Annotated in this window: 24 protein-coding genes and 1 riboswitch; of the genes, 11 read left to right on the forward strand and 13 right to left on the reverse strand. The window is 69.5% G+C overall.

Annotated features, from left to right (window positions below; translation table 11 throughout):
• The first annotated feature begins 136 nt into the window (after nucleotides 1-136).
• Complete coding sequence (locus TNCT6_RS33430) at nucleotides 137-532, forward strand: helix-turn-helix transcriptional regulator (protein WP_216372864.1); 396 nt, start codon at nucleotides 137-139, stop codon at nucleotides 530-532.
• Nucleotides 533-600: 68 nt separating this feature from the next.
• Nucleotides 601-1,044, forward strand: a complete 444-nt coding sequence (locus tag TNCT6_RS33435; protein WP_141365084.1) for a VOC family protein — start codon at nucleotides 601-603, stop codon at nucleotides 1,042-1,044.
• A gap of 24 nt (nucleotides 1,045-1,068) precedes the next feature.
• On the opposite strand, the gene TNCT6_RS33440 is transcribed toward TNCT6_RS33435, so the two are convergent.
• Nucleotides 1,069-1,458 carry a hypothetical protein gene (locus TNCT6_RS33440; protein WP_141365086.1) on the reverse strand — a complete coding sequence of 130 codons (390 nt, stop codon included), beginning with the start codon at nucleotides 1,456-1,458 and terminating at the stop codon, nucleotides 1,069-1,071.
• A 414-nt stretch (nucleotides 1,459-1,872) separates the two neighbouring features.
• On the opposite strand from TNCT6_RS33440, the gene TNCT6_RS33445 reads away from it, so the two are divergent.
• The 4 genes from TNCT6_RS33445 to TNCT6_RS33460 all read left to right on the forward strand — a co-directional run bounded on the left by TNCT6_RS33445 (nucleotide 1,873) and on the right by TNCT6_RS33460 (nucleotide 5,745).
• Nucleotides 1,873-2,769, forward strand: a complete 897-nt coding sequence (locus tag TNCT6_RS33445) for a methylenetetrahydrofolate reductase (RefSeq protein ID WP_141365088.1) — start codon at nucleotides 1,873-1,875, stop codon at nucleotides 2,767-2,769.
• A gap of 431 nt (nucleotides 2,770-3,200) precedes the next feature.
• Nucleotides 3,201-4,226, forward strand: a complete 1,026-nt coding sequence (locus TNCT6_RS33450; RefSeq protein WP_141365090.1) for a metallophosphoesterase — start codon at nucleotides 3,201-3,203, stop codon at nucleotides 4,224-4,226.
• Between the two features lie 198 nt (nucleotides 4,227-4,424).
• Nucleotides 4,425-4,625 carry a hypothetical protein gene (locus TNCT6_RS33455; RefSeq protein WP_141365092.1) on the forward strand — a complete coding sequence of 67 codons (201 nt, stop codon included), beginning with the start codon at nucleotides 4,425-4,427 and terminating at the stop codon, nucleotides 4,623-4,625.
• A gap of 361 nt (nucleotides 4,626-4,986) precedes the next feature.
• Nucleotides 4,987-5,745 (forward strand): sugar phosphate isomerase/epimerase, encoded by a 759-nt coding sequence (locus tag TNCT6_RS33460; protein ID WP_172633135.1) that lies wholly within the window; start codon nucleotides 4,987-4,989, stop codon nucleotides 5,743-5,745.
• Here the strand turns inward: TNCT6_RS33460 and TNCT6_RS33465 are convergent.
• The 7 genes from TNCT6_RS33465 to TNCT6_RS33495 all read right to left on the reverse strand — a co-directional run bounded on the left by TNCT6_RS33465 (nucleotide 5,733) and on the right by TNCT6_RS33495 (nucleotide 13,582).
• A complete protein-coding gene (locus TNCT6_RS33465; RefSeq protein ID WP_141365094.1) occupies nucleotides 5,733-5,999 on the reverse strand; it encodes a hypothetical protein in 267 nt (88 codons plus the stop codon). The genes TNCT6_RS33460 and TNCT6_RS33465 overlap by 13 nt on opposite strands.
• Complete coding sequence (locus TNCT6_RS33470; RefSeq protein WP_141365095.1) at nucleotides 5,987-6,385, reverse strand: hypothetical protein; 399 nt, start codon at nucleotides 6,383-6,385, stop codon at nucleotides 5,987-5,989. The genes TNCT6_RS33465 and TNCT6_RS33470 overlap by 13 nt, the downstream gene beginning before the upstream one ends.
• Nucleotides 6,386-6,411: 26 nt before the next feature.
• Nucleotides 6,412-8,079, reverse strand: a complete 1,668-nt coding sequence (gene ettA, locus TNCT6_RS33475; RefSeq protein WP_141367043.1) for an energy-dependent translational throttle protein EttA — start codon at nucleotides 8,077-8,079, stop codon at nucleotides 6,412-6,414.
• Nucleotides 8,080-8,118: 39 nt separating this feature from the next.
• Nucleotides 8,119-8,182, reverse strand: a riboswitch (Fluoride riboswitch).
• Between the two features lie 18 nt (nucleotides 8,183-8,200).
• Nucleotides 8,201-11,122 (reverse strand): excinuclease ABC subunit UvrA, encoded by a 2,922-nt coding sequence (gene uvrA / locus TNCT6_RS33480; protein WP_141365097.1) that lies wholly within the window; start codon nucleotides 11,120-11,122, stop codon nucleotides 8,201-8,203.
• Between the two features lie 482 nt (nucleotides 11,123-11,604).
• Complete coding sequence (gene sufC / locus TNCT6_RS33485; protein ID WP_141365099.1) at nucleotides 11,605-12,369, reverse strand: Fe-S cluster assembly ATPase SufC; 765 nt, start codon at nucleotides 12,367-12,369, stop codon at nucleotides 11,605-11,607.
• Nucleotides 12,370-12,635: 266 nt separating this feature from the next.
• Complete coding sequence (locus tag TNCT6_RS33490; protein WP_141365101.1) at nucleotides 12,636-13,187, reverse strand: EF-hand domain-containing protein; 552 nt, start codon at nucleotides 13,185-13,187, stop codon at nucleotides 12,636-12,638.
• A gap of 101 nt (nucleotides 13,188-13,288) precedes the next feature.
• The gene (locus TNCT6_RS33495; protein WP_141365103.1) at nucleotides 13,289-13,582 is read right to left on the reverse strand and encodes a hypothetical protein; all 294 of its coding nucleotides are present in this window, start codon (nucleotides 13,580-13,582) and stop codon (nucleotides 13,289-13,291) included.
• A 369-nt stretch (nucleotides 13,583-13,951) separates the two neighbouring features.
• Between TNCT6_RS33495 and TNCT6_RS33500 the strand changes: the two genes are divergently transcribed.
• Nucleotides 13,952-14,440, forward strand: coding sequence for an inorganic diphosphatase (locus tag TNCT6_RS33500; protein ID WP_253266314.1), 489 nt, complete (start codon nucleotides 13,952-13,954; stop codon nucleotides 14,438-14,440).
• 127 nt (nucleotides 14,441-14,567) lie between these two features.
• Here the strand turns inward: TNCT6_RS33500 and TNCT6_RS33505 are convergent, their stop codons facing one another.
• Nucleotides 14,568-18,329, reverse strand: a complete 3,762-nt coding sequence (locus TNCT6_RS33505) for a S8 family serine peptidase (RefSeq protein ID WP_141365105.1) — start codon at nucleotides 18,327-18,329, stop codon at nucleotides 14,568-14,570.
• A 210-nt stretch (nucleotides 18,330-18,539) separates the two neighbouring features.
• Between TNCT6_RS33505 and TNCT6_RS33510 the strand changes: the two genes are divergently transcribed.
• The 4 genes from TNCT6_RS33510 (at nucleotide 18,540) to TNCT6_RS40200 (ending at nucleotide 21,038) form a co-directional block, all read left to right on the forward strand.
• Nucleotides 18,540-19,532, forward strand: coding sequence for a LuxR family transcriptional regulator (locus TNCT6_RS33510; protein WP_141365107.1), 993 nt, complete (start codon nucleotides 18,540-18,542; stop codon nucleotides 19,530-19,532).
• A gap of 267 nt (nucleotides 19,533-19,799) precedes the next feature.
• A complete protein-coding gene (locus TNCT6_RS33515; RefSeq protein ID WP_141365109.1) occupies nucleotides 19,800-20,021 on the forward strand; it encodes a hypothetical protein in 222 nt (73 codons plus the stop codon).
• A 478-nt stretch (nucleotides 20,022-20,499) separates the two neighbouring features.
• Nucleotides 20,500-20,853, forward strand: coding sequence for a hypothetical protein (locus TNCT6_RS33520; RefSeq protein ID WP_141365111.1), 354 nt, complete (start codon nucleotides 20,500-20,502; stop codon nucleotides 20,851-20,853).
• 17 nt (nucleotides 20,854-20,870) lie between these two features.
• On the forward strand, nucleotides 20,871-21,038 hold the full coding sequence (locus TNCT6_RS40200; RefSeq protein WP_172632749.1) for a hypothetical protein: 168 nt from the start codon (nucleotides 20,871-20,873) through the stop codon (nucleotides 21,036-21,038).
• Between the two features lie 233 nt (nucleotides 21,039-21,271).
• Here the strand turns inward: TNCT6_RS40200 and TNCT6_RS33525 are convergent, their stop codons facing one another.
• From TNCT6_RS33525 to TNCT6_RS33540, 4 genes are all read right to left on the reverse strand, one after another.
• Nucleotides 21,272-22,495 (reverse strand): acyl-CoA dehydrogenase family protein, encoded by a 1,224-nt coding sequence (locus tag TNCT6_RS33525; protein WP_141365113.1) that lies wholly within the window; start codon nucleotides 22,493-22,495, stop codon nucleotides 21,272-21,274.
• 6 nt (nucleotides 22,496-22,501) lie between these two features.
• Nucleotides 22,502-23,524 carry a phosphotransferase family protein gene (locus TNCT6_RS33530; protein ID WP_141365115.1) on the reverse strand — a complete coding sequence of 341 codons (1,023 nt, stop codon included), beginning with the start codon at nucleotides 23,522-23,524 and terminating at the stop codon, nucleotides 22,502-22,504.
• Nucleotides 23,525-23,710: 186 nt separating this feature from the next.
• Nucleotides 23,711-24,328 carry an ATP/GTP-binding protein gene (locus TNCT6_RS33535; RefSeq protein ID WP_141365117.1) on the reverse strand — a complete coding sequence of 206 codons (618 nt, stop codon included), beginning with the start codon at nucleotides 24,326-24,328 and terminating at the stop codon, nucleotides 23,711-23,713.
• Nucleotides 24,315-24,671 (reverse strand): DUF742 domain-containing protein, encoded by a 357-nt coding sequence (locus TNCT6_RS33540; RefSeq protein ID WP_141365118.1) that lies wholly within the window; start codon nucleotides 24,669-24,671, stop codon nucleotides 24,315-24,317. The genes TNCT6_RS33535 and TNCT6_RS33540 overlap by 14 nt, the downstream gene beginning before the upstream one ends.
• Between the last annotated feature and the right edge of the window lies 1 nt (nucleotide 24,672).

The raw sequence follows: 24,672 nt of genomic DNA on the forward strand, positions 1-24,672 counted from the left end.
TGGTCGACCTGTGAATCAGCCCGTGCGGGGCGGGCATGGGGGGATGTGTCACCATCGCCGGGTGAGTACCACGCCGGCCTCGCCGTCCGACGCCCAGCTTTCGCAGGTGCGGCGGCTCCGTCTGGCCAAGGACGCCATGGACCGTGATTGGGCCGAACCCATCGACCTGGACGCGCTCGCCGCACACGCCGGGTACTCGCGCTACCACTTCGTCCGCGTCTTCCGGGATGTGTACGGGCAGACACCGGGGCAGTATCTGAGCCGCCGCCGCATCGAGCGCGCGGAGGACCTGCTGCGCACCGCCGACCTGTCGGTCACCGAGATCTGCACGCTGGTGGGCTTCACCAGCCTGGGATCCTTCTCGTCGAGCTTCAAGAAGCACACCGGCCTCACCCCGAGTGAGTACCGTGCCCGGCATATCGGGCAGGGAGCGGCGCTGATTCCCGGGTGTTATGCGCTGCTCTGGCACGGAAGTTTCAAGGGACTAGTGGAGCGCGGCACCGAAGAGCGCAACTTTGGAGAAGCCCCGTGAGGCGGCGGTGACTACGTTGGTTGCGACGCGTGGGTGAGTGGCGCCCCGCCGAGCACAGGGAGTCAACCATGATCAAGGGTTTGTCGATCGCCAACGTCTGGGTCCTCGACCACGACCGGGCCAGGGCGTTCTACACCGAGAAGCTGGGGCTCGAGGTCCGTGTCGACATGACGATGGGCGAGGCCGGGATGCGCTGGCTCACCGTCGGCGCCAAAGACCAGCCGGATCTCGAACTCACGCTGATGGTCCCGGGCCCGCCCGCGCTCGACCCCGAGTCCGCCGAGGAACTGAAGAAGCTGATCGCCAAGGGCGTACTGGGCGCGGGCGTATTCGCCACCGACGACATCCATGCCGACTACCGGGCGATGAAGGCGCGCGGCGTGGAGTTCCTGCAGGAGCCGCAGGAACGGCCGTACGGCACCGAGGCCATCTTCCGTGACGATTCCGGCAACTGGTTCTCCTTCACCCAGCGCCGTGAGCAGCTCGATCTCGACAAGGATTGGGGCTGCTGACACATGAGCCGCAGACCGTGATCTTCAAGCCGGGCAGTCGAGGTCGGCGGCGCCCGTGGCGCACCAGGTGTCGATGACCGCGCCGGACCACGCGGAGGTGGCGCTCTGACAGCGAGGGCAGACCGCGGCAGGCGAATCGCCCTGACCGGCGACGAAGACCGTACGCCCCGTGATGACCCGCAGCTCGTCGCCCGGCTCCTCCTCCAACTCCTTGATCCTGGCACGCCAGTCCCAAGAAACTGGATCGGCGGCCTCCCTCCACCGCGGTCCGGCCAGATGGGCCACACCGCCCCGCCACGGCACCGGGCGGATGAACCCTTCCGCCTCCAGCCAACTCCTGCCGCGTCGGCCCCACGCGACGGCCTCTTCCGCTGAGGCGTCCAAGTCCACGATGGTCTGTCGGTAGGTGCCCACAGCCTTCCTTCCGGCACGGTGCGTCGACATCACTGCTGCCAAACGTTAGGTGATCCAACGGTCACCTCTGACGTGATCGGCGCTGGCATCCTGCGGTTTCGCGTTCGGCGCGGCAAAGGAATTAGAGTCCGCCTCGGCAGCCCCACGGAACATCCGGGCTGCGAATGTCCGCTACGCCCGCATTGCCCCTATGTTGCTTTCTTCTACGTCACATGTCCCGGTCCGGTCGCGACGGTCGCCGAGGGTGGATGAAGTCATCCGCGTGAGCCGCCGTGAGGTGTGGACTTCCAGCGTTGCGGGAGCTTCTGAGCCAGACCTGCACGGAATGCGCCGCACGCACAGGCACACGCAAAGAAGGCAGGGTCGCGCAGCCCCTTCATGTCCACTTCGCCGCACCAACCAACGGAGCATGTGATGACGCCCGCGAGAACCGCGCAGGACCCGGCCTCCCGAACCGCCGGCGGCTTCTTCGCCCGCCCGGCGAAAGCGGCGTTGGCGGACGCGCTGCGGAACGCCTCGTACGAGATCCTGCCGTTCAAAAGCGCGGAGGTGAAGGTACTGGCCCATGTCCCGAAGGACGTGGCGCTCACGGTGACGACGACCGAGGCCAAAGGCCTGGGGCCCACGATCGGGCTGGCCGCTCGGCTCAGCGGGCACGGCTACAGCGTCGCCCCACACATAGCGGCGCGCCTGGTGCGTGATGAGGCACACCTCACCGACATCGTGTCGCGACTGCGGGACTCCGGTGTCGATCGGCTCTTCGTCATCGCCGGCGACGCCCCCGAACCGGCCGGTGCCTTCCCGGACGCACTGAGCCTGCTTGAGGGCCTTCAGTCCGTCGGGCGGACTTTCGCGTCCATCGGGATCGGTGGCTACCCCGAGGGGCACGGCAGAATCAGCGACGAGCTGATCGAGAAGGCGCTCCAAGCCAAGGCGCCTTACGCGAGCCATGTCATCACCCAGTTGTGCTTCGATGCCGACACCACGATCCGTTGGGCACGCACAGCGCAGGCATCCGGGGTCGATCTGCCCGTCCGGGTCGGCATTCCCGGCGCGATCAGCCGCCAGAAGCTGATCCGTGTCTCGGCCGGGCTCGGCCTGGGCCAGTCGGCCCGCTTCCTGAAGAAGCAGCAGAACATGCTCTGGCGCTTCTTCCTGCCCGGGGGCTACAGCCCGAACAAGCTGATCGAGCGGCTGACGCCCGCCTTCGGCATGTCCGGCAACCGCCTGCAGGGCTTCCACGTGTTCACGTTCAACGACCTCGACAGCACCGAGGCCTGGCGGCAGGCCTGGCTGGCCCGTCTGTCCTGACTCGGGTCGCACATCCCACCGGATTCGGCGCGCAGGGCCCTCATGCGGGTCGAGTTCGCCCACGCCGACGGCACGGTCCTCGACCTGGACGCCCTGCGGCGGAGGGTCGGGCTTGTCGCCGGCGAATCCGACATGACCTGGCAGCTCACCGACAGCGCGCGCCGGCCGTCGGCCCTCATCATGGTGAGTAAGTTCGCGCACTGCCTGAGCGACCTGCTGTTCCGGAACTCGATCGGTGAACTCGACCTCGACGTCGTGGCCGTGGTGCCCCACCACCCCGACCTCGGCCGGATCCGCGTGACTGGCGGCAACGGGCGAAATGTCGAGGGGCGTTCACCTGCCTGCCCGCTTGATCGCGTATGGATAACGGGTCTAGTCCATCGCGTGGGACTGGTGTCCCGTGTCCCGCGCGTCAGCCGAAAGGAAAGACCGTGGAACGCAGATCCCTGCTGGGCGCCACCGCAGGAGCCCTGGTGCTCGGAGGCCTCGCCCAGGTGCCCGCCGAGGCCGCGCCGGCCGCCGGCGGTAACGGTGGCGGTGGCGGGCTTGTCACCACGTTCAACGTCATCAGCGACATTCAGGGCGACCTCGGCGACTTCGCCGAAGCGCTCAAGGACATCAAGGCCACCAACCCGCACTCCTCGGGCATGGCCGTCGCCGGGGACATCACCCCGCGCGGCTACGACTTCGAATACGCCGAGGTGCAGAAGATCCTGGACCAGGGCCCGAAGCCGCGTGAGGTCGCCTGGGCCATCGGCAACCACGAGTTCTACGTCCCCAAGTGGGCCGACCCGGACACCCTCGCCCAGAGCACCTGGCCCAACGGCACCACCGAGGAATCCCTCTTCCGCAGCTTCTACAACTTCGCCAAACGGTCCACGATCTATGCCGAGACGACGTTCGGCGGCATCCCGGTCCTGACCATCGGCACCGAGCGCTACATGAAGTACCACGACAACTCCCTGTGGGACGAGGTGTGGATCAGCGAGGCGCAGTTCCAGTGGCTCGAGGACCGACTGCAGTACTGGTCGCGGCGCCGCAAGCCGGTCATGGTGATCACCCACCATCCGCTGCCCAACACCGTCTCCGGTACCCGCAGCAAGATCTACACGAGCGACTACCTCCAGCCCGACCGCCTCCTCGGCCTCCTCGGGCGTTACCGCGATGTGTTCCTCTTCAGCGGCCACACCCACTGGGACCTGACCCTGTCCGACTGGTACGTGCGCCGGATCGTGCCCGGCACCGCCAACCTCGACGGCTTCTCGGTGATCAACACCGGTGCGGTGCAGACCGGTTTCGCCGACAACGGTCAGGGCGGCGAGGTCACGGTCCCCGGTCACTTCAACCAGGGACTCCAGGTGGACGTGTACCGCGACCGCGTCGTCATCAAGGCACGTGACTTCGCGACCGGCAACTGGATGAAGCAGATCACCGTCCCGCTTGCCACACGGATCTGACCCCCGGACGGGCAACGCCGCCAGGGCCCGGCGACGTTGCCCGGCCGCGGTTCACACGTGCTCACCGATGACCGAAGCGGTCAGTGCCGAGCATGCCTCACTGCTGTCGCCGGCGATACAGGCGAGGACGTCATGTGCCGCGCTCTGGGCTGGAGTGCGGATTTGGCATCGAGGCGACTGGTCCATGACAATTTTCAGATGATCGATCGAGTCAGCTTGGCTGTATCGGCTTTGGGCGCTCTGGTCTGCCTCATGTTCGTCATCGGTGCGTTGCAGGCGTATCTGGCTGGAGATGAGCCGGCATGGTTGGTCGCGCTGGCATGCCTGCTGCAAGTCACCACCGTCTGGCAGTTGGTCCGCGACGTCCGCCGCCGCCGACCGCGAAGCGAGGCGGAGTGACGTCTCGTACGGGGCGGTTGGCCCGCTGACCGTCAGGTCCTGAGCACCTGGGCATCACTGACGGTCAGCTGCGCACGCAGTGAGCCCACCGCGACTTATGAGCGGGCGATGTCAAAGACCTTGTGTAAGCGGTTGATATGTCCCTAGCATCCTCTCAACTTTCGCTGAGAGAGGGACAAAGATGAACTCCGCTCAAGGAAAGTCACACGGTCGCCGTCAATTCCTCCGTGGAGCAGCGGTCTCCGCCGCCGTTCTGGCCGTCGGATCGCAGGCCTGGTCGGCGCAGGCGGCTCCGTCTCCCGGAGCGGGCAGACGAGTTCCGGCAGGCCGTATCGGTCTCCAGCTCTACACCGTGCGCGACATGCTCGCCGTCGATCCCGAGGGCACACTCGAGATGATCGCCGACGCGGGCTACGCCGAGATCGAGCCCGCCTACACCTACGGCGGCCGCAGTGCCGAGCGGTTCCGGAGGATCGCCGATGCGAACGGGCTGCGGGTGATCGGCAGTCACCACAATCCCGGCGACTTCCGGGGCGCCCGCGCGCAGCAGACCTTCGACAACGCCATGGCGCTCGGACAGGAGTACGTCGGCGTCTCCTACATGGACGGTGCGCAGACCGCCCAGGGCTACCGCGCGATGGCGCGGGAGATGAACCAGTGGGGCGAGGCTGCCCGGGCCCGTGGACTGCGCTGGTACGCCCACCTGCACGACAACGAGTTCCACGCGGATCCGCAGACCGGCCAGACTCTCTTCGACGTATGGCTGGAGGAGACCGACCCGGATCTGGTCTGGTTCGAGATGGACCTCTACTGGATCCTGCGGGCAGGCGCGGACCCGGCCCCCTACCTCAGGTCGTACGAGAAGCGGTTCCCGATGCTGCACGTCAAGGACGGCGCACCGTGGAACAACATCGAGACCGACCTGGGAGAGGGCGAGATCGACTTCGCCGGCATTCTCGCCAACCTGCGGCAGCTGCCCCATCACCACTACATCATCGAGAGGGACCAGCAGCCCGACCCGGTCCGCACCGCCCACGTGTCCTACGACTACTTCCGCACGATCCGCGTAGGCCCTCCGGGCAACGGCCACGGCCCCGGCGGAGTCGCTCAGAGGTCCTGACGAAGGCTCTCCGTGAGCCGTTCCTGCAGGTCGGCCCGGACGCGGCCGACCTGCAGGAGGACGAGGGAGGCAGCCTCGCCCGTCAGGTGAGCGCGGGCGCGTTCCCGGCCGGCGGTACCCGGCAGGTTGCGGCGGATCCATCCGGCGAGGAGTTCGCTCTGCCCGACGTCCTCGGAGAAGTGGCAGCGGAACCGGGGGTTCGGTGTGAGCCGGGCACGCGGGGAGTCGCGCCCCGCCCTCGTCAGGTGAACCAAGGCGAGGGCACAGTGGCCGTGGCACTGCCGACGAAGGCGCGGCAGTCGGTGACCCGGTGGCGGCGTATGCCGTGGTGGCGGGCCAGCGCGCGGGCGGCTCCGTGCAGGGTGCGGTAGGTGCCGGTCTCGCGGGCGCTGCCCACCGGGACGGCGACCCAGCGGGCAGTATGGCCGCCGTGGTGCCGTCGGGCCCGGCCGAGGAGCCGTCCGTCGCAGGCGACGACCTGGATGACCGGGTGTCCGGGGAACAGCGGGGTACAGGCCAGGCCGTACACCCGGGCCAACCGTTCCACGGCCTGCTCCTCGCAGATGTGCCATTTCGCGTTGAGGACGGTGATCCGGGCCATGCGGATCGCGGCGACCGCCTCGCGATCGAGTTCTGTCATTGCGGGGCTCCAGTCGATCGCGGTCGTCAGCCGCGGACCAGGCGGCGGCGGGTGACCCGGTGCGGCCGGGCCGCCTCCGGACCCAGCCGTTCGAGCTTGTTGGCCTCGTAGTCGGCGAAGTTGCCCTCGAACCAGAACCAGTGGGCGCCGCCCTCCCAGGCGAGGACGTGGGTGGCGATGCGGTCGAGGAACCAGCGGTCGTGCGCGGTGATGACCGCGCAGCCCGGGAAGTCGAGCAGTGCGTTCTCCAGTGACGCCAGCGTCTCCACGTCGAGGTCGTTGGTCGGCTCGTCCAGCAGCAGCAGGTTCCCGCCCTGCTTGAGGGTGAGCGCGAGGTTGAGCCGGTTGCGTTCGCCGCCGGACATCACGCCCACCGGTTTTTGCTGGTCGGCGCCCTTGAAGCCGAAGGCGGCGACGTAGGCGCGTGAGGGCATGTCGATGCTGCCGACGTGGATGTGGTCCAGGCCGCCCGAGACGGCTTCCCACACCGCCTTGCCGGGGTCCAGTCCAGCGCGGTTCTGGTCGACGTAGGAGATCTGCACCGTGTCGCCGATCCGCAGTGTGCCCGTGTCGGGCCGCTCCTCGCCGACGATCATCCGGAACAGGGTCGTCTTGCCGACGCCGTTGGGGCCGAGCACCCCGACCAGGCCGCCGCGCGGCAGGGAGAACGACAGGTCCTCCATCAGCAGCCGGTCGCCGTAGCCCTTGGCGACGTGGTCGGCCTCCAGGACCAGGCTGCCCAGGCGCGGACCGGGCGGGATCTGGATCTCCTCGAAGTCCAGCTTGCGCGTCCTGGCAGCCTCGTTCGCCAGTTCCTCGTAACGCTGCACGCGTGCCTTGGACCTGGCCTGCCGCCCCTTGGCGCCGGAGCGTATCCACGCCAGCTCCTCGGCCAGCCGCTTCTGGCGTTTGGCGTCCTTGCGGCCCTCGACCCGCAGGCGGGCCGCCTTGGCCTGGAGGTAGGTGGAGTAGTTGCCTTCATAGGGGTAGGCGTGGCCGCGGTCGATCTCCAGAATCCACTGGGCGACGTTGTCCAGGAAGTAGCGGTCGTGGGTGACGGCGACGACCGTGCCGGGGTAGTCCGCGAGGTGCTGTTCCAGCCAGGCCACGGATTCGGCGTCCAGGTGGTTGGTGGGCTCGTCCAGCAGGAGCAGGCCGGGCTGGGACAGCAGCAGCCGGCACAGCGCGACGCGGCGCCGCTCACCGCCGGAGAGTTCGCGCACGGGGGTGTCGGGCGGAGGGCAGCGCAGGGCGTCCATGGCCTGCTCCAGGCGGGAGTCGAGGTCCCAGGCACCGGCGTGGTCCAGGGCTTCCTGAAGGCCGCCGAGTTCGTCCAGAAGCCGCTGCGTCTCGTCGCCCTCGGTCTCGCCGAGGCGGCCGGTGACCTCCTCGTAGCGACGCAGCATGCCGCGGATCTCCGCCACGCCCTGATCGACATTGACCTGGACGGTGGTGGTGTCGTCGAGCCGTGGCTCCTGCTCCAGGATGCCGACGCTGGTCCCGGGCGCTGGGAACGCGTCACCGTGGGTCGGCCGCTCGAGTCCGGCCATGATCCGCAGAACGGTCGACTTGCCCATGCCGTTCGGCCCGACCACGCCGATCTTGGCGCCGGGGAGGAAGGCGAGGGTGACGTCGTCGAGAATGACCTTGTCACCATGGGCCATGCGGGCCTTGCGCATCGTGTACACGTACATCCCCGATGCCTCCGTGGCCGGGCCGCCGGGCGGCGGCTGGTGTTCCCAGAGGCCATCAGCACGGGACGTGCGGTCGAGGGCGAGCCTCATCGCCCACCTCCATGGTGCGCCGGAGCACCGCCTACTGCCAGACGCCTGCCGTGGCCGATCGCGTCCTGGCCGTCTGCCGCCGTACAGGCTGCCGAGGCGGAAGCACGTGGCGCAGCGCGCGGCCGGTGTGGCTGTGCTCCACGGTGACCACGTGTTCGGGGGTGCCCTCGGTGACGACCCGCCCGCCGGCCATGCCCCCTTCGGGGCCGAGGTCGATGACCCAGTCCGCGGTCTTGATCACGTCCAGGTTGTGTTCGATGACGACGGCCGTGTTGCCCTTGTCGACCAGGTGGCCGAGCACATCGAGGAGCTTGGCGATGTCGTGGACATGCAGGCCGGTGGTGGGCTCGTCGAGGATGTACAGCGTGTGGCCGGTGAACCGCTTGTGCAGTTCGGCGGCGAGCTTGACGCGTTGGGCCTCGCCGCCCGACAGGGTCGGAGCGGGCTGGCCGAGGCGTACGTAGCCGAGGCCCACGTCGACCAGAGTGCGCAGGTGCCGGTGGATCGAGGTACTGGGGTGGAAGAACTCGGCGGCCTGCTCGATCGGCATGTCCAGCACTTCGGCGACGTTCCTGCCCTTGTAGCGCACCTCGAGGGTTTCACGGTTGTAGCGGGTGCCGTGACAGACCTCGCAGGGGACGTACACGTCGGGCAGGAAGTTCATCTCGATACGGAGGGTGCCCTCACCCGCGCACGCCTCGCAGCGGCCGCCCTTGACGTTGAAGGAGAACCGTCCGGCCTGCCAGCCGCGGACCTTCGCCTCGGTGGTGGCGGCGAACAGCTTGCGGATGGGGTCCCACACACCGGTGTAGGTGGCCGGGTTGGAGCGCGGGGTGCGGCCGATCGGTGACTGGTCGACGTGGACGACGGCGTCCACCAGATCGGCGCCGAGCAGCCTGCGGTGATGCCCCGGTACGGTGCGGCCGCCGTGCAGGTGACGGGCGAGGGCCGGGTGGAGGATGTCGTTCACGAGCGTGGACTTGCCGGAGCCGGACACGCCGGTGACCGCGATCAGGCAGCCGAGCGGGAAGGACACGTCGATGCCGCACAGGTTGTGCTCCCGGGCGCCGACCACCGTCAGCTGCCGGTCGGGCGAGGCCGGGCGGCGTACCGGAGGAACGCGGATCTGCCTGTGCCCGGACAAGTAGGCCCCGGTCAGCGACCGTTCGCCCGCCAGGAGTTGGGGGAGCGGGCCACTGTGCACGACGCGGCCTCCGTGCTCGCCGGCACCGGGGCCGAGGTCGACGATCCAGTCGGCGGCCCGGATCGTGTCCTCGTCGTGCTCGACGACGATCAACGTGTTGTCCAGGTCGCGCAGTCTCAGCAGGGTGTCCAGCAGGCGCTGGTGGTCGCGTGCGTGGAGCCCGATGGTCGGCTCGTCCAGCACGTACAGCATCCCGGTCAGGCCGGAGCCGATCTGTGTGGCCAGCCGGGTGCGCTGCGCCTCCCCGCCCGACAGGGTGGCCGCGGCCCGGTCCAGCGCCAGGTAGTCCAGGCCGACGGAGAGCAGGAAGCCCAATCGCGCCTGAAGCTCCTTCAGGACCCGGCCGACGATCAGGCGCCGGCGACGGTCCAGCACGAGTCCGGCCAGGAAGTCCGCGCAGTCCCGTACGGACAGGGCCGCCACCTGGGCGATGGACCGCTCGCCCAGCTCGCGGTGTTCGAGGGTGACCGCGAGGATCTCCGGCTTGAGCCGGGTGCCCTGGCAGGCGGGACACGGGGCCTCCCGCAGGTAGCCCTCGTACCGCCTGCGGCCGTAGGCCGAGTCCGAGTCGGCCTCGGCGACGCGGCGTTCCAGGAACGGGATCACACCTTCGTACCGCGTCCAGTAGCTGCGCTCCCGGCCGAACCGGTTGTGGTAGCTGATGTGGACCGGCTCGTCCGTGCCGTACAGCACCACCGTGCGCTGCCCGGCCGACAGCCTTCGCCATGGCGTGTCCAGCGGCAGGTCGCAGGCGACGGCCACGGACTCCAGCAGCCGTTGGAAGTATTCGGTCTGCCGGCCCGCCCACGGCGCGATCGCCCCGTCGGCCAGGGACAGCGTGTCGTCCGGCACCACCAGGTCCTGGTCGACCTCGGTGCGTACGCCCAGTCCGGTGCAGCGCGGGCAGGCCCCGTAGGGCGAGTTGAACGAGAACGTCCGCGGCTCCAGCTCCGTCACCGTCAGCGGATGACTGTTGGGACAGGCCAGATACTCGCTGAAGATCCGTTCCCGGACCGCCGACTCCTCCGGCTCGTCGAGGAACTCGACGATCACCTGCCCCTCGGCCAGCCGCAGGCCGGTTGCCACCGAATCGGTGAGGCGGCGTGCGACGCCCGGCTTGACGGCCAGCCGGTCGACCACGCACTCGATGCGGTGCCGGCGCTGCTTCGTCAGGGCCGGCGTCTCGGTGAGCCGGTGCACCGCTCCGTCGACCCGCACCCGCGAGAAGCCCTGGCCGCGCAGGTTGCTGAACAGTTCGTTGTACTCGCCCTTGCGGCCACGGACCAAAGGGGCGAGGACCTGGAAGCGGGTGCCGACGGGCAGGGCGAGGATCTGGTCGACGATCTGCTGCGGGGTCCGCCGGTCGACGCGCGCGCCGCAGGTAGGGCAGTGCGGGACGCCCGCACGGGCGTACAACAACCGCAGGTGGTCGTAAACCTCGGTGATCGTACCTACCGTGGAGCGCGGGTTGCGGGTGGTGGTCTTCTGGTCGATCGACACCGCCGGGGACAGGCCTTCGATGAAGTCCACGTCCGGCCGGTCGAGTTGGCCGAGGAACTGGCGCGCGTACGCGGACAGGGACTCGACGTAGCGCCGCTGCCCCTCCGCGAAGATCGTGTCGAAGGCCAGGCTGGACTTGCCGGAGCCGGACAGCCCGGTGAAGACGATCAGGCTGTCGCGGGGCAGGTCGAGATCGATGTCGCGCAGGTTGTGCTCCCGCGCCCCGTGGACCACCAGCCGGTCGGGCATTTCCGCCTCCTTGTGCCGATCGCCTCGCCCCGGTGGGTTACCGGGGAGACGCCGCGCACGGCGTGGACCTCGCGGACGTCGGTGCGCGGCGTCTGCCGGCCAGAGGCCCGAGCAGGGCGACCGGGGCGTCCCCGGCGGTTGGCCGGGGCAGGTCGGAGCGGCGGACGATGCGCGGGCCGTTGATCACAACGACGGGTCCGTCCGGCGGCTAGGCGGGCGGCGAAGTGCCCCTGCTTCGGGTGGTGAGTGCGGTCATTCCACGTCTCCCCACCTGTCGGCAGAGACCGTCGGCGGCGACGTGGCCGCGGTTGGCGGTGGGCCCCACCACCGTCCGTCTCCTGTTCACCGTACGAGCGGTCTTCGCAGACTTCCAGTAGAGGGCCGGCACGGGCCAGCGCCGGGACCGCCGATGCCGTGCGCTGGGTCGCCGGGGTTGCCCCCTTCCGGGGCCACCGCCGCGGGCACACGGCTGGATGGGCCGTTCAGTCTCGCGCCGTGCCCTTCACGTATGCCTCATAGCCTTCGTCCTCCAGCCGGTCGGCGAGTTCGGGGCCTCCGGAGTCGGCGATGCGACCGTCGGCGAAGACGTGGACGTGGTCGGGGCGGACGTAGCGCAGGATGCGTGTGTAGTGCGTGATCAGCAGGGTGGCGACCTGTCCCGTGACCTGGACGCGGTTGACGCCCTCGGCGACGACGCGCAGCGCGTCGACGTCCAGACCGGAGTCGGTCTCGTCCAGGATCGCGATCTTCGGCTTGAGCAGTTCGAGCTGGAGGATCTCGTGGCGCTTCTTCTCCCCTCCGGAGAAGCCCTCGTTGACGTTGCGCTCGGCGAAGGCGGGATCGATCTGGAGGCGTTCCATCGCCTCGCGCACCTCCTTGAGCCAGGCGCGCAGCCTGGGGGCCTCGCCGCGGACGGCGGTGGCGGCGGAGCGCAGGAAGTTGGACATGGATACGCCGGGGACCTCGACGGGGTACTGCATCGCGAGGAAGATCCCGGCCCGCGCCCGCTCGTCGACCTTCATCGCGAGGACGTCCTCGCCGTCCAGGGTGACGCTGCCGGAGGTGACCAGATATTTCGGGTGCCCGGCGAGCGCGTAGGCGAGGGTGGTCTTGCCGGAGCCGTTGGGGCCCATGATGGCGTGGGTCTCGCCCTGCCGTACGGCCAGGTCGACGCCATGCAGGATCTCGCGAGGCCCTGCGTCGGTGTGGACCGAACAGTGCAGGTCGCGGATGTCGAGGGTGGCCATGGGCACCTCACCTGCCTCACCTTGTTCACAACCTGAAATGGCATGGGCGGCGCGCAGCCCGCTCATCCACCGTGGCGCAGCCGCGGCTGTCCGGCTACAGCGCGGGTGGCCGCGTGCCACACGCAGGTGATGCCCGCGGAGGCTCGTGCCTACGACGACTCGACGGGAGGATGTGCGCATGGCGACGGCCGCCCGCCGGGACCGGACTCCAGGGGCGGCCGTGGGAGGCTCCGGGGCGGTGACTGACCGCCCGGAAGCCGGGTGGGTCAGACGTGCCCGAAGAACATGCTGCCGGGTGCGTCCGGGTCGTTCGAGAGGAAGTGCTCACGCACCGCGCGGATGAATTCGTAGCGCGAGATCGCACCGTCCCCGTCGACGTCCAGCTTGGTGAAGCTGTCCATCGCGTCGGGCGCGTCGCTCTTCCAGACGTCCCTCAGGAAGCGGGCGAACTCGTCCTTGCTGATCTCGTTGTCGCCGTTGACGTCGATGACGTCGAAGATCGCATGGCCGCCGCCCTCGGTCACGTTGAGGCGGCTGGTGTCGATGACCGCGAGACGGTTGGCCGTGACGAACTGCTCCTTCGTGAGCCGGTCCCCGTCCACACCCGCGTGACGCAGCAGCTCCAGCCAGTAGATCTGGCAGAAGATCTGGAGTGCCCTGGCCCGGCGGTCGTCCTTGTCGAGCCGGTAGGCCTGGATGTAGCGGTCCGCGAGTTTCTGGTAGTCCGACCAGTCGAGATAGCCGTCGTGGTTCGCGTCGATGCTGTCGAATTGACGCTCCAGCTTGGTGGTGATGATGTCCTGCACCGTCGTGGTCATGGGCCGAACCCTTTCCGTGATCTTGTCTCGCGGCCTCCTCAGCATGAGGCAGGCCTCCTGAAGGAACGCGCAACCACGCAGGTCACCACCCGATTTGGTGATCATCCGCGGATGCTGGTCAGGGCGCCGACAAGGTCGTGCCGGGCTTCTCGGAGCCGGCCGGCCGGTTCCCCGTCGCGGGCCCGGGCCTGCTCCAGCGCGCTTTGGCGGCATTGGTTTCCGGCGGAGAGTTCGTCGACGCGGGCGCCGAGGCCGGCGGCGCCGGACCGGTCGAGCGGTCGGCCCGAGCTGCGCCGGACGGCGTACGTCAGCGGGCCTGGGCTTGCGGACGGTCTTCCGGTCAGCACGGCGGTCACCAGCCCGATGGCGTAGTGGTTCGCGCCCTGCGCATGCATCGGTCCTTCTTCCCGGCACACCGCGGCGGCAGGGGGCGCAACCGGGTCGGCCATCGGTCCGGAGCCATAGCTCCCGAGGCCGTGGCTGTCGGCCTCCGACGCATCGCCCTGCGTGTGCGCTGGCCCACCGACGTCGTCGGCGGACGGAGGGTCGGGTACGGCCGGCCGACCGCCCCGCAGGTGGTGCGCACGGCCAGTCGCGCGGCCCTGTGGTTCACGATTCCTCAGGCGGTCCAAGGACAGTCCCTTTGACGGGATCCAGGCCCGCGTCCCACCATGGTGGAAGGCGATGAGGCTCGCCTTCGATCGCGGACGTGCACCGCTGATGGCCTCTGCCCGGTACCTGATCCGCAAGGACTGGAGGTCGCCATGATGGAGGTCACCGTGCAGGTGGAAGCGACCGTGGGCTCCCGCGTCGCACCAGACCACGAGCCGGGGCCGGCAGCCTGGCCGTCGGCCCACCCTGTGCTCGACGGGTTTCCGGTCGGAGAGGGGTTCGTCGGCGACAGCCTGACCCCGAACGGGGAACCGGCCGACGTGCTGGTCCTGATGGAGGAACCGGCGCTGCCGGGCACCGTACGGGCCCGGCCGGTCGCCCTGCTCCACGCCAGCGTGGACGGACAGCCCGTCGACGAAGTCGTCTGCGTGACAGCCCGCGATCCGCGCTTCGAGGAGATCACGGACCTGCCGGGACTGCAGGCCTGGCACTGCGACGACGCAGCTTTGGAGGCCTTGCTGCGACGGCTGGGACATGGCTGCGCCTGGCAGGTCGTCCGCTGCGAGGGAGCAGCCGGCGCCGAGGAGTTCCTGTCGGACGCCCACCACACCTACGAGCGTCTGACCGGCTGCATCGACTGAACCGCATCGGCTGGGCGCGACCCGCTCCCACCGGTGGCGTCGCCGAGGCCGACGAGGAAAACGGCCCGCCGGACGGACTCCCCCCACGGGAAAGCCGCCCGGCGGACCGGTCAGGATGTGATCGTGATCAGCGCACGGCGTACGCGTCGGTCACGGTCTGGATGACGGAGTTGCCGTTGGAGTCCGTCAGTTCGGTCTTCAGCGTGACCGGCTTGCCGGCCGCGCCCGCGTGGTTCACCGTCGCGGTCCAGCGGCCACCGCTCTGCGAGGTGGTGCCCTCGGTCCAGGTCGTACCGCCGTCGTAGGAGTACGAGACCCTGGCGGCGACCAACTCGCCGGGCGCGTAGCCCGCGTGACCGGTGACGCTCAGGCCGATCGTCTGACCGTCCTTCGCCGGAAGGGTCTTGAGCCCGTCCGCGTCCAGGTCGTAGTTCGGGAAGAGCAGCGGAATGCCCTGGGAGTAGGCGTTCTCGTCCCGGTGCGAGCGGAACTTCCACACCGTCTGGGTGTGGGTGGACCGCTTCCACACGGCGGCGGGCGACCCGAACTTCATGGTCTCCAGGGAGAGTTCGTACGCGGCGTCCTCGGCCGGGACCGTGAACACCCCGGACGGCCACCCGGTCTCGCCGATCACCCTGCCACCGCTGGTGAGCTTCATGCCCCCGATGTCCCCGAAGGAGCCCTGGATGCCCATGTGCTCGGTGTCGCCCCAGAAGGCGGGTGCCACGCCGATCATGTTGTCCTGCCGTTCGGCGGCCAGCTGCAGCTTGCCGTCGGCGTCGCGCGGAGCGGTCGGGGCCGGGATGCCCCGGTACCAGTTCTCCGCCCGCTTCGAGCCGGCGGTGTACGTGCGCGCCTGGTCGGCCATGAGCTCGCCCCAGGGGAAGCTGGAGGAGAGGTAGCGGGTCCAGGCGGTGTCGCCCGCCGAGTAGTACTCGGTGCGCTTGCCGGGGACGGCGACGGAGTCGGTGGCGGCGGAGAACACCCCGCCGTACGGCCGACCCATGATCATCGTGTCGACGTAGTCCGCCGCGGCGCCCATCGCCTCGTACGTCGCGGTGACCGTGCCGAGCTTCTTGTCCCGGACCTGGTAGGTGCGGTCCGAGGTGACCGGGCCGGTCTCGGGGAAGGCGAGGTTGTAGACGAACGGGCTGACGGCGGTGGCCTTCCAGCGCAGCGTCACCGGGCCCTTGGCCAGGGCGGCCTTCAGCTGAGCGGCCTCGTCCGCCTCGATGCCGAGCGAGGGCACCGGCGCCTGGCCGAAGCCGATCGACGGCTGCCAGGGGCCCGCGGCGCGGCGGTGGGCGATGACCGCCTTCGCGCCCGCGGCCTTCGCGTCACGTGCCAGGTTGTACAGGTAGCCGTCGTCGCCGGCCTCGACCAGCACGATCTTCCCGGCGACGCCCGCGGCCCTCAGCTCATCGGGGGTGCCGGTGCCCGCGTCGACCAGCGCGGCCTCGCCCGTTCCGTCGAGGTTGACGGAACCGGTGCTCGCCACCCTCGGGTGCAGTTCGGCACCGCCGACGACCGACAACTGCTCGATCTGCGGGGCGTACGCGCGCCAGAGGCTGGCGAACTCGAAGTCGCCGTCGCGCGCCTTGCCCTGCACGTCCGCCAGGTAGGTCCGGACGCTCCGGTTTCCGGTGATGGAGCCGGAGTGCAGCCAGGTCCCGTCCCAGGTACGGCCGAAGGACAGGGTCGTGGAGCGGCTCTCGGAGGCGCGGTCCGCGGTCTCCACCTGGAGCCGGTGCGCCTTGCGGGCGTCGAGCACCAGGGTGGTGTCCTTGGCGACGTCGACCTGGGGCCGGGCGAGGTAGCCGACGGACTCGGTCATGCTGCCCGTGGCGTCCGCGGCGTCCTGCGTGATGACGAAGCCGGAGACGAAGTACGCGCCGGGGCGGACCTGGTAGACCTGCTCGGCGGCACCGGCGTTGTAGCGGCGCTCACCGCTGGAGGCATCGGTGCCGATGACGTCCAGCGAGGAGGAGCCCGTGGCGGGCTTGCCGGCGCGGTCGATCAGCTTGACGCGCAGGGTGACGGTCTCCGGCTCGACATACAGGGAGAACGGGGTGGAGACCTTCACACCGTCCGGGCCGGTGGCGAGTACGCGCCCGGTGACGTCGCCGTACTGGGCGGCCTTCAGGTTCGCGGCCGGGTCGATGCGCAGCGGGACCTTCGCGGTGGCCCCGGCCGGGACGGTGACGGTGTTCGCGTCGAGCGCGGCGACGGGGGAGCGGACCTCGGAGCCGTCGTTGCCGGTGACGCCCTGGACCTTCAGCGACAGCTTCACCGGCTTGGTACCGGAGTTGGTGTAGGGGAGGTCGACGGTGGTGCGGTCGCCCTTGTTCTGCGGCCATGCGAAGGTGCCGGCCTGGACGGCGGGAGCGCCCACGACGGTGGTGTCGATGGCGGCCTTCACGTCGAGACGGCCGGCGCCGGTCTCGCGCACATCGCCGGGGATGTCGCTCTTCGCGGACGACACCAGAGCGGTCTTGACCTGCTGCGCGGTCCAGTCCGGGTGACGCTGCTTCACGAGGGCGGCGGCTCCCGCCACATGCGGGGTGGCCATCGACGTACCGGACATCGACTGGTAGGCGTAGAGGCCCCGGCCTCCTGCGGCCGCGGCGGAGATACCGACGCCGGGGGCGGCGATCTCCGGCTTGAGGGTGTGCGCGCCGACCACGGGCCCGAGGCTGGAGAACCAGGCGGTGGAGTCGTCGCGGTCGACGGCGCCGACGGTCAGCACGCTCGGGGCGCAGCCGGGCGAGGAGACGGTGTTGAGGGTCGGGCCCGAATTGCCTGCCGCGACGACGAACAGCGTGTCCTTGCTCCGGGCGAGTTTCTCGGCAGCGACGCTCATCGGGTCGGTGCAGTCGGTCGGCTCCGGGCTGCCGAGGCTCATGGAGACGACGTCGGCCTTCTGGTCGACGGCCCACTGCATTCCGGCGATGATCCAGGATTCGGCGCCGTAGCCACTGTCGTTGAGGACCTTGCCGTTGAGCAGATCGGCGTCGGGGGCGACACCCTTCTTCTTGCCGTCGCTCGCGGCACCGGAGCCGCCGACGGTGGAGATGGTGTGGGTGCCGTGGCCCTGCCGGTCGTCGGTGCTGCTGGAGTCGGTGAAGTTCTCCGAGGCGGTGATCCGCCCCTTGAGGTCGGGGTGTTCCGCGTCGGCGCCCGTGTCGAGTACGGCGACCTTGGTGCCCTTGCCCGTGTATCCGGCGGCCCAGGCGAGATCGGCGCCGATCTGCTTGGTGGACCGGTCGAGGGTGGCCTGGACCTTGCGGTCGAGCCAGATCTTCTTCAGACCGGAGGCGGAACGGGAACGGGTGTTGGTGATGTCCGCCCAGAAGTCGGCGGTCTTCGCCTTGTCCGTCTTCAGCGCGACGCCGTCGATGGCGTCCAGTTCGGGGCCGCGCTTCGCGCCGCGCGGCGTGGCGGGCTCGGTGCGGCCCGCGGCGTCGCCGTAGACGGCGATCAGCGGCAGCGCGGTGGTGTGCGCGTCGTCGTAGCCCTGCCGTATGAGTCCCGTGACATTGAAGAGTTCCTCATCGACCTTGCCCGCGGCCAGCGCCCGAGCGGCGGTGTTGGGGTAGACGTAGAGGTCCTTGCCGGACTGCCGGGTCTGCAGGAGGGGCACGGAGCCGTCCTCGCGGGGCAGTGCGGTGACCGACGCGGCCCCCGAACCGTCCGTGCGTACCAGGACCTTGTCGCCGGTGACCAGGGTGACGGTGACCGGTGTGCCTGCCTTGGCAGCGGTCGTGCTGCCGGTCAGTGGTCTCTTCGCGGTCGGGTCGTCCTGCGGCGCAGCCGCGGACGGTGCGATCGCGGTGACGGCCAGGACGGCGGCGGTGGCCGCCCCCAGCGCCGTGCGCGATATCGGACGCATCGCTCTCCCTAAGTAAAACCGGTTAACTCTGAACCAACAGCGGCATTACGGAAGTTGTCGGTACCGCCGTGGCGCCACATTGGCAGAGCGACGGGTGATGCAGGGATGATGACCACGGCGGGTTTACGCCGTGGCCGCTTTTCGCCGCGGCCGGAAGCCCGAGGACACCGACGACGTGCGGAGTCAGGACTTCCGGGAGGGGAGCGAGGGATGCTGGGAGCCATAGGCCTCGACGAGATACAGGAGTCGGTGTACCGCGCCCTCGTGGCGGTGGGCGCCGCGGAGGTCTCCGACCTCGCCCACCGGCTGGCGCTCCCCGAGCCGGACACCGAACGGGCCCTGCGCCGGCTGGAACAGACCGGTCTGGCCGCCCAGTCCTCGTCCCGCGTCGACCGCTGGGTGGCGGCGCTGCCCGCGGTGGCGCTGGGAGCCCTGCTGACCCAGCAACGCCATGAACTGGAGCAGGCCGAACTGGCGGCGGCGATGCTCGCCGAGGAGTACCGGGCGGAGGCGACCGATTCCGCCGTGCACGACCTGGTCGAGGTGGTGACGGGTGCGCGCGCGGTGGCGCACCGCTTCTTCCAGTTGCAACTGGGGGCGACCAGCGAGGTGTGCGCCCTGGTCACCGGGAAGCCGGTCGCGGTGAGCGGTATGGAGAACGAGGCCGAGGAGCGGGCCGCCACGCGCGGGGTGTCGTACCGGGTGGTGGTGGAGCGCGAGGTGCTCTCACTGCCGTCCGGGATCACGGAGCTGTCGGCGGCCCTGAGCCGTGACGAGCACTGCCGGGTCGTCGACCGGGTGCCCACCAAGCTGGTCGTCGCCGACGGGGCCCTGGCGATGGTGCCTCTGACCGGCCGGGGCGCGGAGCCCGCGGCCCTGGTCGTCCACGCCTCCGGACTGCTGGAGTCCCTGATGGGTCTGTTCGAGGCGGTGTGGCGGGAGGCGATGCCGATCCGGCTCGGCGGGAGCGGCCGGCCGGAGGAGGAGGAGTCCAACGGGCCGGACGCCATGGACCTGGAGGTCCTGTCGCTGCTGCTGGCCGGGTTGACGGACGCGAGCGTGGCGAAGCAACTGGACCTGGGTCTGCGGACCGTGCAGCGGCGGGTGAAGGGCCTGATGGAACTGACCGGAGTGTCGACCCGGCTCCAACTGGGCTGGCACGCGTACGAACGGGGCTGGGTGGCCCGGGAGCCCCAACTCTGACCTGCGGCCGCCCGGGAAGCCACGCGACTGCGGCTGGGCGCGGGCCGTGGCTCGGGTGCTGCTTTCTGATCACATGTAGTCGCCCAGTACCTGTGGCGCGCTTGGTCGGCGGCACGGCAGTCAGGCGCGTTCAAACAGCGCGATCGAAATGATCCACATATGATGATGCGCGCCGAGGCCCGGCGAAACAGACGCCGAACTCCTCAAGGTCCACCGGTGAGGCCTGACAGGGCCTCGAGACCCACGAGCAGCACCGGAGGAACCGCGATGACCGGCTCTCGACTGGCCAAAGCACTTGTGGCCGTCCTCTCCTTCACCACCCTGGCGCTGCTCAGCCTCTATGCGGTGGGGTTGACGGCCGCGGACTCCACCCTGGGAAGCACCGCCCGGTCAGCCGTCGGCGGGCTCCTCGCCGCCGCAACCCTGGGCCTGCTCAGATACCTGACCGGCCTCGCTCGTGCCGACCGTCGGAGCAGTGACGGCAGTTGAACTGACGGAGCTTGCGGAAGTGCGGCAGGCCGCGTGGCCGAATGGCCGGCCGGAACTGCCGATGCTTGGCTGCCGACGGTAACACCCCTCCCGAGCCCTGCCGCTCCCAAGTTGACCAGACCCTCGATCTCGGTTGAAGTAGCCGTCTGCGATGACCCGGTCGGGTCCCGGCCCGAACACCGGACGCGGACGAGCCCGGCTTCCGGGACGCCAGAGCGTCAGCGTGCTGCCGCGCCCGGGGTGGCCCCGCACCCGATCGTGCCGGTGCTTCTGCCGTGCCATCCTCAAATGTTCCGCCGCGCCTGAACATTTGGGTAAGTGCCGGAAAGGCGGCCATGGATGTGGCATCGCGATCGAGGTGTAACGCGACCGCGTCGGCAAGACGCAGAAGAAAAGAGAAGCGGGCGACACCCCGGACTGAATTTCAATGCTCCGGGCGACCGCGCCAACACAACACCTCCCCAGATCGGAATTTCTTGTGAGCAACACAGATCCGGCTTCCGGATACCCCGCGTACCACCGGCCCACAGGCCCGGACGGCTCCGTGCGCCGCCAGGCGGCTGGACGGCGCGCGGCGCTGACAATCTGCACGATCGCCGACACCGCGGCAGGTCTGCTGGCCCTGTGGATCCTGTTGTTCCTGCTCGACGCGAACCAGGCGAATGTATTCGTCAAGTTCGTGCAGGGAACGGCGGACTGGCTGGCCTGGTGGTCGCAGGATATCTTCACCATGGACACGGAGAGCCTACGCGTCGTCCTTAATTATGGTCTTCCCGCAGTGATGTATTTGCTGATCGGACACGGAATCGCAGCCCGGCTCAACCGGGCCTGAAAGCGCAGGGACCGACTGTGACCCCCAGTCCCACTGAACAGATCCAATTGCTGATCTACGACGATCTGATACGCGAACGTGGTGACGTCGTCGCCGAGGCTCAACTGGCAGCAGAACACACGCAGCATCAGGCGATGGAAGTGCTCGGCAGACAGGACGCGCCCTCTTCGACCTATCACCGGTAGTTGATTCTGGGCAGGTCACCAGGTCACCAGGTCACCAGGTCAGGAGGTGCGGCCGGCGGCGTCCTGGGGTTCCCGGAACGCCCCTGGGTCGCCCCGCTCTGATGCGGTCACGGACCGGCGACACAAGCGAAACCGCCTGACAAGCGACTCCTGGCGCTGGGGGCAGCGCCAGGAGTCGCGTTCTGCGCGCGGTGGTCAGGGTGAGGAGGAGCCGCCGGTGCTCACCTCACGGGTCACAGGTACTTCTTCAACTCCCGCCGTGCCAGCGACCGCTGGTGGACCTCGTCCGGCCCGTCGGCGATCATCAGCGTGCGCGCGCCCGCGTACAGCTCGGCGAGCGGGAGGTCCTGGCTGAAACCGCCCGCGCCGTGCAGCTGGATCGCGCGGTCGAGGATGCCGACCACGGCGCGGGGTGTGGCGATCTTGATGGCCTGGATCTCGGTGTGCGCCCCCTTGTTGCCGACGGTGTCCATCAGCCAGGCCGTCTTCAGCACCAGCAGCCGCAGCTGCTCGACGGTGACCCGCGCGTCCGCGATCCAGTTGTGGACCACGCCCTGCTGGGCCAGTGCCTTACCGAAGGCGGTGCGGGAGACGGCTCGCCGGCACATCAGCTCGATCGCCCGCTCGGCCATGCCGATCAGCCGCATGCAGTGGTGGATGCGCCCCGGTCCGAGCCGGGCCTGGGCGATGGCGAAGCCGCTTCCCTCGTCGCCGATCAGGTGGGAGGCGGGCACGCGCGCGTGGTCGAACACCACCTCGGCGTGGCCGCCGTGGGAGTGGTCCTCGTACCCGAAGACCCGCATCGCGCGCCGGACGGTGACGCCGGGCGTGTCGCGCGGCACGAGCACCATGGACTGCTGGCGGCGGATGTCCGGGCCGTCCGGGTCGGTCTTGCCCATCACGATGAAGATCTTGCAGTCCGGGTTCATCGCGCCGGAGATGTACCACTTGTGCCCGGTGATGACGTACTCGTCCGAACCGTCGGAGGCGCGCTCGATGCGCGTGGTGACGTTGGTGGCGTCCGAGGAGGCCACCTCCGGCTCGGTCATCGCGAACGCCGAACGGATCTCGCCCGCGAGCAACGGCTGGAGCCACTGCTTCTTCTGCCACTCGTCGCCGAACTGCGCGAGCACCTCCATGTTGCCCGTGTCGGGCGCCGCGCAGTTCAGCGCGGTGGGTGCCAGGTGCGGGGAGCGGCCGGTGACCTCGGCGAGCGGGGCGTACTGGAGGTTGGTCAGCCCGGCGCCGTACTCGGCGTCCGGCAGGAAGAGGTTCCACAGGCCCTGCCTGCGCGCCTCCGCCTTCAGCTCCTCCACCACCGCCGGGGTGTCCCACGGGGAGGACAGCGCGGCCCGCTGCTCCTCGGCCACCGCTTCGGCCGGGTACACGTACTCGTCCATGAAGGCCAGGAGCTTGGCACGCAGCTCCTCGGTGCGCGCGTCGAACGCGAAGTCCATGTCCGGTCAGCCTTTCTGAAGAGTCGTCAGTCCGTGGTCGAGGAAGACGGGGACGAGGTCGCCGATGCGGTCGAAGCCCCGCCCGACCGTCTGGCCGAGCGTGTACCGGTAGTGGATGCCCTCCAGGATCACGGCGAGCTTGAACCAGGCGAACGCCGTGTACCAGGACACGGCCGAAACGTCCCGCCCCGAGCGCGCGGCGTACCGCTCGACCAGCTCCGACGCGGACGGGTGCCCCGGCGCCTCGGCGGTGGTGGACACCGGCGAGTCGGGCATGCCCAGCGGCGTGCTGTACATCACCAGCAGGCCCAGGTCGGTCAGCGGGTCGCCGAGCGTGGACATCTCCCAGTCGAGGACCGCCGTGATCCGGTCGTCCGGTCCGAGCAGCACGTTGTCGAGGCGGTAGTCGCCGTGCACGACGGCCGGGGCTGGGGAGACGGGCAGCGCGCGCCCGAGCGCCGCGTGCAGCTCGTCGACGCCGGCCAGTTCGCGGTTGCGGGAGGCCGCCAGCTGCTTGCCCCAGCGTCGCAGCTGCCGCTCCAGGAAGCCCTCGGGGCGGCCGAAGCCCTCGAGGCCCACTTCGGCCGGATCCACGGCGTGCAGCTCGACGAGGGTGTCCACCAGCGACAGCACCGCGTTCCGAGTGCGCTCCTCGCCCAGCGGGGCGAGCTGGTCCGCGGTGCGGTACGGGGTGCCCTCGACGAACTCCATCACGTAGAACGGCGCGCCGAGCACGTCCTCGTCCTCGCACAGCAGCACCGGGCGCGGCACCGGCACCTCCGTCGGGTGCAGGGCGCTGATCACCCGGTGCTCGCGACCCATGTCGTGCGCGGTGGCCAGGACATGGCCCAGCGGGGGGCGCCGCACGACCCACCGCGAGGCGCCGTCCGAGACCGTGTACGTGAGGTTCGACCGTCCGCCCTCGATCAGCCGGCCGGTCAGAGGGCCCCGCACCAGACCTGGCCGCTCCCGGTCGAGCAGTCCGCGCAGCCGGTCGAGATCGAGTCCGGGCGGGTGGTCGGGGCTCATCATTGCTCCTGGGAGACGAGACGACAGCACGTGACCGACCATCATGCCGACTGGTCGGTATGTCGTCCAGTGCCTGTATGCCAAAGTGACCCGTGTCTCGGTCGTCGGTCCAAGGAGGACTCCGGAAGACCAGGCGGCGTTACGTGGTCGTAGCCGTGGTCGCCCGCCGCTCCGCCTCGCCGGACCTCAGCCGCCCCGGAGTGGACGAGGCCGGGCCTCGTCCGCCTCGGTGGCCGAGGCGATCAACTGGTCGACCAGGGCGATCAGAACGTCCCGGCACGACTCGCGGTCACGCGCGTCGCACAGCAGTACCTGGGCGTGTGCGGGCAGCGCCAGGGACTCCCGGATCTCGTCCGGCGGGTAGGGGTGCCGCCCATGGAAGCCGTTGACACCGACGACGAAGGGGATGCCCCGGTTCTCGAAGAAGTCGATGGCGGCGAAGCTGGTCTCCGGCCGGCGGACGTCGATCAGGACGACGGCGCCGAGCGCGCCCACGGCCAGGTCGTTCCACATGAACCAGAACCGCTGCTGACCGGGTGTACCGAAGAGGTACAGCACGAGATCCGAGCTGACCGTGATCCGGCCGAAGTCCAGGGCCACGGTGGTGGCTTGCTTGTGCTCGATGCCGTGGAGGTCGTCGACGTCCAGGCCCGCGGCGGTCAGCGGTTCCTCGGTGCGCAGCGGGGCGATCTCGCTGACCGACCCGACCATGGTGGTCTTGCCGACCCCGAAACCCCCGGCGATCAGGATCTTCGCTGTGTCGGGGGCTGAAGACGACCGAGCGGTGGTGTCAGAGCCGGCCAAGGCCGTCCCTCACTTTCTGCAGAAGGTCCAGGTCCGGGGTGCGGGAGACCGGGGACGGCCGGTTGACGGTGATCCGTCCGGCCTCCAGCAGATCGCAGAGCATGATCACCACCACGCTCACCGGAAGATCGAGATGGGCGGCGAGCTCCGCCACGGTGATCGGCTCCGCGCACCGCTTCAGGATCCGTGCGTGTTCGGGCTGGAGCCGGACGGCCCGCTCGGGCGGCGGATCCACTGCCGTCACCATCGTGATGAGGGTGAAGTCGGCGCGGCTGGGACGGGTCCGTCCACCGGTCAGGGTGAACGGCCGAACGAGCCGGCCCGCCGCGTCGCCTCCGTTCACC

The organism is Streptomyces sp. 6-11-2 (assembly GCF_006540305.1).
GTDB lineage: Bacteria > Actinomycetota > Actinomycetes > Streptomycetales > Streptomycetaceae > Streptomyces.